Source organism: Propionivibrio pelophilus DSM 12018, from assembly GCF_059569095.1.
Map to the genome: position 1 here is coordinate 1 of NZ_JCANUT010000051.1, position 11548 is coordinate 11548.

Here is an 11548-nt window from a genome sequence, read left to right on the forward strand (position 1 = left end):
TTCGTTGCTTTCATCTGTCTTCCCTCTCTAAAAATGCCAGCCCAGCTCTTCAGACAACATCGCCTAAATCACTAAAACCAGCGATGAACAACTGCGAAAAATGGGTACTACCTTGTTATTCTTTTGTTCAATCAGTATTGACCGCAGACTGACAGAAAAAAATCCCGTTGCAAACCTTCATTCGTAACGGGCTTTGAATCGTCAGTCGGATCAGATCTGCGGATCTTCCGGATGAAGCATCGTGGCGATGGCCTTGTCCAGAACCTCGTCGTCCCAGATCTTCTTCCAGTCATCGCGCAGAACGAGACGGTTGCCCAGTCCGATGGCGACCTGGCAAGCGTCGGAAACTTTCACATTCCCCAGACGGCCCAGGAAGATCGCCGAGAGAACGTTGATATGACCGGCCAGGAAGGAAATGGCGGCTTCGCGCTGAATCCCGCGCCGTTCGGCCTCATTGACCGTCTCGGCCATCGCGTACAGGGTCGAGGCGCCCAGAATCTCGACCAGCGTCGGCTCCAGGAAGGCGATATCGCGGATACCCATCACATAGGCGTTGGTCACCGGCGCGAACATGATCTCGCTGACTTTCTTGGCGTCGGCGAAATTATTGTCGTCGCCCTGGATCTTGGCCATGACGATATCCTGCGTGGCAGCAATGCCACCGAAAGCGTCGGCGCGAGCTTCCGGGGTTTCCTGCGCCACGAAGAACGACGGATGGCAGGGGTGGGAAACGACGAACGTGCAATCGTCACGCAGCGCCAGTTCCCTGGCCACCGCCGCCGCCGGGTCGAGAATAATCAGGGTGGCACCGGGACGCATCAGTGCGACGATGCCCACCGACACTTTCTTGATGATGACATCGGGAACAGCCAGAACGACGATGTCGCTCTTGGGGACGGCTTCCTCCGCAGCGACGACCGAAAAACCGCGCGCCTTGATCGAGGCGATTCCGGCTTCGGAGGCCTCGCAGAAATGCAGATCGATGGAATCCGGATGCTTGGCCAGATTGTTGGTAACCCGGGTACCCATCTTGCCGCCGGCACCGATGACGCTGACAACGATCTTATTGCTCATGACAATCTTCCTTGGAAATTAAGAACTACTGGAAAAAAGGAAACGCGAGAAATCAGGACCCCCTGCTTGTTTTTTACGGACCGATTCAGACGGCCTCTCATACAACAGACGTTTGACGTTTGACAAAATTACACTGAGCGTTTTCCCCTGTCAACGTCTTTTCTTGAAGGTTCGTTCGCACCGCTTTCGCGGCAATTGCCTACTGTTTGAAAATCAGGAACTCCCAGACTTCTGTCGATTCCTCGACCGCTTTTTCGGCCGCCGGGTAATCCTGGCGTTCAATCGCAGCGAGAATGGTCTGGTGCGCGTTGCTCGAATCAATGCTGAAATTGCTCTGTTTCGTCAGGCTTTGCGCAATGTAGGGGCGGAAATACTGCATGACGAACCGGTAAATCGTCTCCAGCGGCCGGTTCTTGCACGCCCGTCCAAGAATTGCATGAAACTCCAGATCGAGCGCCAGCAACTCCTCGAAGTTCTTCTCCGCCTTGTCCCTCAATGAAACCGTCTTTTGCACGCACTCGCGCAAGTGGCGCAGGTCGTCATCGGTTGCATTGAGAATGGCCAGGCGCACCACGTTCTTTTCGAGGATCTGCCGCAACTCCTTCAATTCGGCGAATTCGGGCTGGGAAACGATCAGGCTGAACAGCAGCGGATCGAACATCACCTCGCCGCCCCCCTTCGATATGTACGTCCCGTCCCCTCGCCTGACCTCGACGATACCCAGCGCAGAAAGGATCTTCATCGCCTCCCGGACGGAACCACGACTCACCGACAACAAGCGCGTCAGTTCGGTCTCCGCAGGCAGCCTGTCGCCGGGCCGGACCCGCTTGGTCAGCAGCAGTTCCTTGATGCTGTTGACCACGAAGTCCACCGACGACGCGGCTGGCCTCGATTCGAGGAACCCGGAAAGATCCGGCTCGTTTGCTACGGCCTGTATCGTCATTTTTCTTTTATCCCCTTCGGTCGGGTGCCCCCGCAGCCGATCATCCGTTTTCTAAACCGGCGAAGTTTACCGTGGAAAGCAAGGGAAAGAACCGGATTGTTATTTCCCGCGCATCCTGGCCAGGTTATGGACATTCCATTCATTTTCGATGCGGCTGCTCTTCTCGTAATCGTCCTGCCAGGTCAGCCAATGCTCGACGATCTGGTTGATGCCCCGCGCCTCCGGATTGACCTTGCTGATCATGTAATCGTAGGGCAGCAGTCCGTCGCCGAGTTTGACCCCTTCCAAGGTAAAGCCGACCCACCCTCCCCGCCGGGTGAAAGCGAAATCCTTGACGTGCAGGTTGGCCACATAGGGTGCACAACGGTCGATCACCGCAATCGGATGTTCCAGATTGGCGACGCAGTTGGCCGGATCGAGACAGATGCCGAGGCTCTTGCTGCCGACAGCCTCGACCAGCGCAACGAGGTCGGTCGAACTCAATTGCTCGTAGGTTTCCAGCGCCACCGTCACCCCGGACGCCTCAAAGGCAGGCATCGATTCCTTGAGCAGTGCTTCTGCCTCGGCCAGCGTGGGGCGGTGATCCGGCGCCGTCACCATGCTGCGGATGATCTTGGCCCCGAGCAGGTCAGCCATGCGCAGGTAATTTGCCAGATGCTCGGTCTTGATCCCTTTGGTTCCCAGTTCCAGCGTTATTCCCAAATCGCCGGCGTATTTTTTCAGATCGCCCAGTTGCGCATCTGAATACGTGTGGAGCGGCGGGTAATCGCAGATCTGAAACACCTGTGCGCCGAGATCGCGCGTCCGGGACAGCACCTCCTGCAGGCTTAGCGGCTTCGGGGCGCGGTCAGAAATCTGCCAGAAAAACGCGTAGGTACTCAGTCCGATCATGGTATGTCCGTTGATGGTAATTGGAATGGGGCAGCGATCTTGTTCGCCAGTCGAGATTTGCAACAAACGCCGGATGTATGATGTTTGACGAAAATTATCAGGGGCTGGCGCCGCCTTGTCAATATGCCAACGCCCATCCCGCCACACCGCACCCGATAACGACCAGCCACGGCGGAAACTTCCAGAACGCCAGACAGGTATACGCAACGAGCGCCAGCGCAAAATCCTGCGCACCAAGAATTGCACTCGTCCATACCGGTTGGTAGAGCGCCGCAAGCAGCAAGCCGACGACTGCCGCGTTAATCCCGGCGAGCGCCGCCTGGGTACGCGTGTTACGACGCAGTCGCTCCCAGAAAGGCAACGCGCCCGCCACCAGCAGAAACGACGGCAGGAAAACAGCAAACAGGCAAAGAAAGCCGCCCGCCCAACCCGCAGGCTCGGCATTCATCGAGGCACCGAGAAACGCGGAGAACGTGAATAACGGACCGGGAACCGCCTGCGCGGCACCGTAGCCGGCGAGAAACGCTTCCTTGCCGACCCAACCCGTCGGAACGACTTCGGCTTGCAACAGCGGGAGGACGACATGGCCGCCACCGAACACCAGCGACCCGGCGCGGAAGAAGGCATCGAAAACTTCCAGGGGCGGCTCCGGCCACTGTCGAGCCATGATCGGCAAGCCGGCCAGCAGGATGCAAAACAGCGACAACCAGAGGACACCCGCACGGCGGCCGACCATTGTCGGCAGCGGTTCATGCGCGCCAGCCGGTGTTGGCTTGATTATCGCCAAGCCTGCGGCGCCGGCGCAGGCAATCACGCCGACTTGCGTCCAGGCCGACGGCACCAGCAGGACCACGCACGCCGAGATCGCCATCAAACCAATTCGCGGCGCATCCGGACACAGACTACGCGCCATGCCCCACGCCGCTTGCGCAACGACAGCGACCGCCACCACCTTCAACCCGTGCAGCGCACCGGGTGCGAGCGCATCCCCCAGACCGGCCACGCCCTGCGCGAACAAGACCAACGCGACCGCTGAAGGCAGCGTGAAGCCTGCCCAGGCGGCCAGCGCCCCGACGTAACCGGCACGCGACACCCCGAGCGCCATGCCGACCTGACTGCTCGCCGGCCCCGGCAGGAACTGACAAAGCGCAACGAGATCAGCGTAGGCGCGCTCGCTAAACCAACCGCGGCGCTCGACGAATTCGGAACGGAAGTAACCGAGATGGGCCACCGGGCCACCAAAAGATGTCAGCCCCAGACGGAGAAAAATGAAAAAGACCGACCACGGCCGATGGTCAGCGCGGCGGGCTCCGCTCATGATTGTGCCTTCGCAGTTCGCAAGCGATCTATCGGAGAGAAATCCGATAGCGATTCGTGTCGATCCGACAAGGACTCGCCGCAAAGAGTTTCCAACCGGACTGGGGACTGGGCCCGTCCGGCGAGGCAATCGACGGCACCGGAACCGTGCCGTCGTCGCCAGTCAACGCTCAGATCAACTGCGTGTAAATCGCCCGAATATCGGCCTTGCCCATCAGCCGCGGATTGTTGTCAAGCAGTCGCGTCACCTTCGCCGCGCCTTCAACCAGGGTTTCCAGATCCGCCTCGGTGATGTTCCAGCGCTTGAGGTCGGCCGGAATCTGCAGATCGCGGTTGAGCGCGAACAGGGCCTCGATCATCACCGCAGCGGCTTGCTGCGGTGTTTTCGCCGCAACGTCGAGCCCCATCGCCAGCGCGATGTCGCGGAACTTCGCCTCGTTGCCGACGGCGTTGAAGCGCATCACGAACGGCAGCAGGACAGCGTTGGAGATCCCGTGCGCGATGCGGTACTTGCCGCCGAGCGGATAGGCCAAGGCATGCACCGCTGTCGTACTGGAGGTAGCGATGCACATGCCGCCGTACATGGCGCCGAGCAGCATGTCGTGGCGGGCGTCGAGGTTCTTGCCGTCGTTGAAGGCCGTGCGGATGCTGCGCGCAATCAGGGTGATCGCCTTGAGCGCGAGGAGCTCGCTGAACGGATTGCCCTTCTTCGACGTATAGCACTCGATCGCGTGGCACAGCGCGTCCATGCCGGTCGACGCGGTGATCGCCGGCGGCAGGCCGATCGTCAGTTCCGGGTCGAGGATGACGCAATCGGGCATCAGTTTGGGGCTGACGATGCCGACCTTCAGTTCGTCTTCCGGCACCAGGATGATGCTGTTCGGCGTCGTCTCCGAACCGGTGCCGGCGGTCGTCGGCACCATCAGCGTCGGCACGCCACGTCCGACGATCTTCGCTTTTCCGCCGAGCAGGTCACGCAACACAACGTCGTGCTTCAGCAGCACGGCGAGGATCTTGGCGACGTCCATCGCACTGCCGCCGCCGATACCGACGACAAGTTGCGGCGCATGCGGCCGCGCGGCGTCAAGAATCGCGTTGACCTGATTGACGTCTGGCTCGGGCGGCGTCGTGTCGATCACGGCGACGTCGATACCAGCCGCTTCGAGCAGGGCCTTGGGCTTGGCGATCAGGCCGGCGCCTGCGACGCCTTTGTCAGTAATGATCAGCACCTTGCTCGCGCCCATATCGGCGACGACGTCCTTGATGCTGTCGATGCTTCCCGGCCCGGCGATGATGCGTCCGGCGTTCAACAGGGTGTATGTGCTCATGGTTTCCATTCCTGATCAAAGACCCTTCTTGCGCCGCCCTTCGAGCAGCTTCAAGGCATATTCGGCAGCATCGACCAGACTGTCCGGATTGGCGATGCCCTTGCCGGCGATGTCGAAGGCGGTCCCGTGATCGACCGAGGTGCGCAGAATCGGCAGCCCGAGCGTGACGTTCACGCCGCTGATCGCCTGCCATTTGCCCGTCGCCGGATCCACGTCGAAGCCGAGCAGCTTGACCGGGATATGCCCCTGGTCATGGAACATCGCGACCACCGCGTCGAACTGGTTGGCGCGCAGCTTGATGAAGACGGTGTCACCCGGCACCGGGCCGGTGACGTCGTAGCCCTTCTCGACGAATTCCTTGATCACCGGCGCGATGATCTCCTCGTCTTCCTTGCCGAGGATGCCGCCTTCGCCGGAGTGCGGGTTGAGTCCAGCCACGCCCAGACGCGGCTTGTCGAAGCCGAGGCACTCGAGCGCTTCGAGCGTGACCGAGAACACCCGCCGCAACCGCGTCGGCGTCAGGCGCTTGGGCACGTCGGCGATCGCGCAGTGGGTGGTCACGTGCGTCACCCGCATCGGGCCGTGCGCGAGCATCATCACGGCGTCGCGCTGGCCGGTCAGGTGCGCCAGCAACTCGGTATGCCCTTCGAAATGGTGGCCCGCCAGATGCAAGGCTTCCTTGGAGAGCGGCGCAGTGACGATGGCGTCGGCTTCGCCGGCCTGTACGAGTTCGGCCGCTTTCTTGACGGCCCGGTAGGCCCATTCCCCCCCGACCGGCGAAATCTGGCCGGTCACGATCTCGCCCTCGACCGGGCCGACGTCGATCATCTTCAACGGCAGCGAATCCATCGCCACGGACAGCGTAGCGCACGCTTTGGCCAGTGCCGCGGCACTCCCCAAGACCAGCAGCTCGATGCGCCCCTGTTCTATCTCGGAACGCAACTTCTGCGCTGCCTTGACGATGATCTCCGGTCCAATCCCGCCCGGGTCGCCCATCGTGACTGCCAGACAAATGGCTTTCGACATGTCTTTTCCTCTCAACAAGATGTTTCGTGATTCAGTGCGCCGAACAAGGCGACAAGATCGTCCGCCGCGCCGAACGCGCCGGACCGTGAATAACAGGGCACGCCGTCCCAGACGCCGCCCATCAACCGTGCGCACCCCCACCCCTGACGAATCGAGGGGTGTGCGAGCAAACCGTCCGCTCCGGAAGCACGACACAGTCCCAACAGGGTGTCGCCGCCAACCACCACCAGCTGACGCGGCACCGGCAGCCTTTCCACCAGCAACCGCGTGTTCATCTCCAGACGGCGCATGGCCTCGTTCTGGGCCACGGTTTCTCGCGGCGAGAGATCGAACCACGCCTCCCCGGCCCCGGCGCGCGCCACTTCAATAACGGCGGCAATCCGGGAGGCATCACCAGCCTCGGCAACCGCCGTCATGAGACGGCCAGCACGCAGCATGGCCCACTGTTCGCGGAATACCGGCTGGAAGCTGGCGCTGACCAGTACGGTCGGCCCCGGCCCCGCATCAAGCGGCGAAGGAACGTCCGTAAGCGGCGAAAGACCGAATCGACGCGCGAGCGCATTCCCGAGTCCCGCGCTGCCCACCCACATCACGCTGCCTCCGCCGGTCTCAGCCTGCTGGACGACATGATCGAGATCGCTGTCCGAGGCGACCTCGGGAATCCAGATATCCGCACCTTTGTCGAGGGAGGTTTCGGAACTCAGTCCCAACTGCGCAAAAGCTGCGCCCAGCGGAACGGCGACCGTCTCCCGCTCTTTCCCGGGACGAACCACCCATTGCCGATCGTCCTGCGTAATCCGCCCCTGCGCCGGGAATGCTGGCGCGAAGACAACCCGCTCGAAGCGTGCATTGCGGTACAGCCAGGCCACTTCGGCAAACGTATTGCCACGCAGCAGGCTGTCTACCTTTTTGAACGACAGCCCCCCCGACGTAAACCAATCGACCACCGGCATCAGGAAATCGGGCAGCTTGTCGACCGGCACATCGCGTGTCGGCGTGGCAACAACGGCCACCGGCGCCACGGTCTGATCATCGGCGGCGGGAGGTCGATCGATATAGACCGGCACGTTGCCGGCAAACGCGGCGGCGGTGTCCAGCGCCCCGGTCAGATCGTCAGCAAGAATCCTGATCCCGGTCATAACGTTCTGCCTGCGACGATGAGCTTGACGCCGGCCGAGCGGATCCGCTCCAGTTCCTCCTGCGGCGCACCTTCGTCGGTAATGACCTCGGCGATTTCTCCCATATCACAGACGGTCATGAACACGCGCGGTCGGAATTTCGACGAATCGACCAGCAGGCGGCACGATGTCGCGGAGCGCATCAACGCGCGCTTCACTGCAGCCACCTCGGGCGAGGTTTCCGAAACGACGTTGTCGGTCACCGCATGCGCGCCGAAGAACAGCACGTCCGCGCAGATCAGTTTGGCAGCATTCTGGACCTGCTCGCCGACCAGCGTATTGCTGCCGGAACGCAACTGGCCGCCGAACACATGCACCTGGACCAACGGGCTGCTGTTCAGAACCTGCGCGATTTCGATGTCATTGGTAACAGCCACCAGCGGAATTTTCCTCGCAACAACCGCCCTGGCGGCTTCCAGCACGGTGCTGCCGCTGTCGAAGATGACGCTTTGCCCGGGCACCAGCGACTCGGCGGCGGCCTGCCCAACCCGTTGCTTTTCCCGGGGCGACAGATCGCGTGCTGCCGAAATGTTCGGTTCGAATGTGCTGTATTGGAGGTGCCGCAATATGGCCCCGCCGTGCGTCCGCTCGACAACGCCCTCCTCGGCCAGCGCATCGAGATCACGACGCAAGGTGGAAAGCGAAACGTGCAACGCGTCGGCCAATTGTTGCAGCGTCACCGCGCCGTGATGATGCAGGAATTCGGCAATGCGCTGCCGACGCAGCGCCGGCAGCAGCGGCGCACTTTCAATATCGAGCTGACTTTCAGCTTGCACGACCTGTTGCACGATTCCTCACTTTCTTGACCGATCGGCATCACGGGATACCTGCCGGCGTAAAACCATCTCCGTGAAACATAATGACAGATATAGGAATAATTTGCAAAGAAAACCACGCCAGATATCTACCAACCAATCGCAAGAACGAGGTTTCACATGTCCATGACGGCGCGAGACCTTTAAGAAGCAGAGCGAACATCCTAGACACCCCACGCCCTTAACAGGAAATATATATAACTTTTTGTTTTTTTATTCATAAAGTTACATAACAACAGAGCCGTCTTTAGGGAATACCTCTCAAATCCGGAGCCACAAATGAAAGATATTGAATACTAGTGAAACATTTAGAGAGATTTTGTTGACACAACGAGAACTGTCAATCAATATTACTCATCGTTACAGGGAATCGCTCCATCCAATCATCAACCACCGTTTTGACAGAAGGACACCGCAATGTTCACACCCAAAGGCATCATCGTTCCCATCATCACCCCGATGAACGACGACGAAAGCTTCAACGAAGCGCAGTTCCGCATTGAAATCAACCGTCTGATCGACGGCGGCGTTTCCGGCATCTTCGCTCTTGGCACGAACGGTGAGGTGTATGCGCTGAACGAAGAAGAAAAGCTGAGAGTGCTGAAAGTCGCGGTAGACGAAGTCAAAGGTCGCGTGCCCGTCTACGCCGGCACTGGCTGCATCGGCACCAAGGAAACCGCCGAGATGTCGAAAAAAGCAGAAGACCTCGGCGTCGACGCGCTCTCGGTGGTCTCGCCTTACTTCGTCAGCGTCTCTCAGGACGATCTCTACCGTCACTTCAGCGCCGTTGCCAAGAGCGTGAAACTGCCGATTCTGCTGTACAACATGCCCGCCCGCACCGGCAATAACATCAATTACACGACCGTCAAGAAACTGGTCGCGGAAAACCCCAACATTGTTGGCGCCAAGGACTCCAGCGGCAACTTCGACAACACCCTGCGCTACATCGAAGACACCGGCGGCAAGGTCAGCGTCCTCGCCGGCAACGACTCGCTGATTCTGTGGACCCTGCTGGCCGGCGGTACCGGCGCCATTTCCGGATGGTCCAACGTCTTCCCGAAACTGATCTGCAGCATCTATGACCACTGGGCCAAAGGCGACTTCGAGGCCGCCAACAAGGCGCAGCGAGCCATCCGCCCGTTCCGCGATGTCATGGCGCTGGGCAACCCCAACTCCATCGTCAAGCGTTCGCTGAACCTGCTCGGCCACAAGGTCGGCCCGGCTCGCGAACCGGCCAGCGGCATCGACCCGAAAATCGACGCAGCCCTCAAGGCCGCGTTCGAAGGCTACTCGGAATAACGGAGCGCATCGTGGCAAAAATCGTCATCACGCAAAGGCTCCACGAAAAGGGCATGGAGCTTCTGGAACAGCACGCCGAAGCCGTCGTTGCGGGCACCGGCAATCCGCGCGAACTTGATCCGTTCCTGGCGGACGCGGACGGGCTGATCATCCGCATCGGCTCCATCGACCGGCAAGGCCTGCTCGCCGCCAGGAATCTCAAGGTCATCGGCCGCCCCGGCGTCGGTGTTGACGATGTCGATGTCGCCACCTGTACCGAACTCGGCATCCCGGTCGTCATCGTGCCGGGCGCGAACACGCGATCGGTCGCCGAGCACGCCATGCTGCTGATGTTTGCCGCAGCCAAGGACCTGCTTCGCTCCGATCAGGAAACGCGGCGCGGCAACTTCGGCATCCGTTCCAGCTTCAAGGCCTACGAACTCAAGGGCAGGACGCTGGGCCTGATCGGCGGCGGCGCCATCGGCTCGGAATTCGGGCGCATGGCTCAAGGCATCGGAATGAACGTCATGGTTTACGACCCGTTCCTGAAGAAGGACGAGGTGGAGGCCCGTGGCTGGCGCCATGTTGCAAACCTCGACGATCTCTACCGGGAAGCAGACGTAATCTCCATACACGTACCACTGACCGAACAGACCCGCAACATGATCGGCGACCGCGAATTCGGTCTGATGAAGAGCGACGCCATCCTAATCAACTGCGCGCGCGGCGGCATCATCGACGAAGACGCGCTGTACCGCGCCCTCAAGAAAAACCAGATTCACGGCGCGGGTACCGATGTGCTGGCGACAGAGCCCTTCGACACGAGCAGCCCGCTGATGTCGCTGGACAATTTCGTCCTCACCCCGCACATGGCCGGACAAACAAAGGAAGCGGCAGCCGGCGTCGCCACGGGTGCGGTGGAAGGCGTACTGGCAGTCATCAACGGGGAGAAATGGCCAAAGGTTTGCAACCCGGAGGCCTATAACCACCCGCGATGGAAATGACGAGCTTCAACAAACGACAGTTGTAGCAACAACAGGGACACATGCCAGCAAATGGCCGTTACATATGCATCGGCCATTCCGGCAGAAACGCATGTCAATCAGTCAGATAGGAATTGGCACACAACATGCTGAAGTGTTTCAACGCGATCGACAAGACGGTTTCTCACAAGCGTTTGGCTGACCAAGGAGGAAATTCATGAAAAAGGCCAACCACGACACATATGTCGGCATAGTGTTTCTGGTTTTTTGCGGGTTTGCCTGGTGGCAGATATCGAAACTGCCTCTCGGCGTGGGTTATGAAAAATCGATCGGGCCGGAGTTCTTCCCGGGCGTGATGACCGCCACCATCGCCGTTCTCTCCGCCGCACTGGTCATCCGCAGCTTGTGGCGTAGCGCGCTTGGTTCAGGCACCGCACCGACCCTCGCCGCCGGCCATATCCTTTTGCGCATTGCGTTGTTCATCGTGCTTCTGCTTGCCTACATCCTGTTGTACGAACCCCTGGGCTTCCTGCTGTCCTCCATCATCACCCTGCCTGCGGGAATGCTCCTGCTCGGAGAAAAGCGGCCCACCCAGATCCTGCTCATCCCGGCATTGATCATCGGCCTCGGCTATCTGGGGTTCACCAAAATAATGATGGTGCCCCTCCCGGAATTTCCGACACACCTTTTCTGACTCGCCGGAAGACCGCGCCCT

Annotated in this window: 11 protein-coding genes; 3 read left to right on the top strand and 8 right to left on the bottom strand. The window is 60.2% G+C overall.

Annotation, left to right across the window (positions count from 1 at the left end; translation table 11 throughout):
• Nucleotides 1-210 precede the first annotated feature (210 nt).
• The 8 genes from BO74_RS16535 to BO74_RS16570 all read right to left on the bottom strand — a co-directional run bounded on the left by BO74_RS16535 (nt 211) and on the right by BO74_RS16570 (nt 8533).
• Entirely contained in the window at nt 211-1074 is an 864-nt protein-coding gene (locus BO74_RS16535; protein WP_496443743.1) for a phosphogluconate dehydrogenase C-terminal domain-containing protein, read from the bottom strand.
• A 199-nt stretch (nt 1075-1273) separates the two neighbouring features.
• A complete protein-coding gene (locus BO74_RS16540; protein ID WP_496443745.1) occupies nt 1274-2017 on the bottom strand; it encodes a FadR/GntR family transcriptional regulator in 744 nt (247 codons plus the stop codon).
• A gap of 99 nt (nt 2018-2116) precedes the next feature.
• Nucleotides 2117-2908 (bottom strand): sugar phosphate isomerase/epimerase family protein, encoded by a 792-nt coding sequence (locus BO74_RS16545; protein ID WP_496443747.1) that lies wholly within the window; start codon nt 2906-2908, stop codon nt 2117-2119.
• A gap of 118 nt (nt 2909-3026) precedes the next feature.
• Nucleotides 3027-4226, bottom strand: a complete 1200-nt coding sequence (gene chrA / locus BO74_RS16550; RefSeq protein WP_496443749.1) for a chromate efflux transporter — start codon at nt 4224-4226, stop codon at nt 3027-3029.
• A gap of 169 nt (nt 4227-4395) precedes the next feature.
• On the bottom strand, nt 4396-5553 hold the full coding sequence (locus tag BO74_RS16555) for an iron-containing alcohol dehydrogenase (protein WP_496443751.1): 1158 nt from the start codon (nt 5551-5553) through the stop codon (nt 4396-4398).
• 15 nt (nt 5554-5568) lie between these two features.
• Nucleotides 5569-6579, bottom strand: coding sequence for a 4-hydroxythreonine-4-phosphate dehydrogenase PdxA (gene pdxA / locus BO74_RS16560; RefSeq protein ID WP_496443753.1), 1011 nt, complete (start codon nt 6577-6579; stop codon nt 5569-5571).
• Between the two features lie 11 nt (nt 6580-6590).
• Nucleotides 6591-7718, bottom strand: coding sequence for a four-carbon acid sugar kinase family protein (locus tag BO74_RS16565; protein ID WP_496443755.1), 1128 nt, complete (start codon nt 7716-7718; stop codon nt 6591-6593).
• The gene (locus tag BO74_RS16570) at nt 7715-8533 is read right to left on the bottom strand and encodes a DeoR/GlpR family DNA-binding transcription regulator (protein ID WP_496443757.1); all 819 of its coding nucleotides are present in this window, start codon (nt 8531-8533) and stop codon (nt 7715-7717) included. The genes BO74_RS16565 and BO74_RS16570 overlap by 4 nt, the downstream gene beginning before the upstream one ends.
• Nucleotides 8534-8989: 456 nt before the next feature.
• Here BO74_RS16570 and dapA point away from each other — a divergent pair, with 456 nt between their 5' ends.
• The 3 genes from dapA (at nt 8990) to BO74_RS16585 (ending at nt 11527) form a co-directional block, all read left to right on the top strand.
• Nucleotides 8990-9871, top strand: coding sequence for a 4-hydroxy-tetrahydrodipicolinate synthase (dapA, locus tag BO74_RS16575; RefSeq protein ID WP_496443759.1), 882 nt, complete (start codon nt 8990-8992; stop codon nt 9869-9871).
• Nucleotides 9872-9882: 11 nt separating this feature from the next.
• Nucleotides 9883-10854, top strand: coding sequence for a hydroxyacid dehydrogenase (locus BO74_RS16580; RefSeq protein ID WP_496443761.1), 972 nt, complete (start codon nt 9883-9885; stop codon nt 10852-10854).
• Nucleotides 10855-11050: 196 nt separating this feature from the next.
• A complete protein-coding gene (locus BO74_RS16585) occupies nt 11051-11527 on the top strand; it encodes a tripartite tricarboxylate transporter TctB family protein (RefSeq protein ID WP_496443763.1) in 477 nt (158 codons plus the stop codon).
• The last annotated feature ends 21 nt before the right edge of the window (nt 11528-11548 follow it).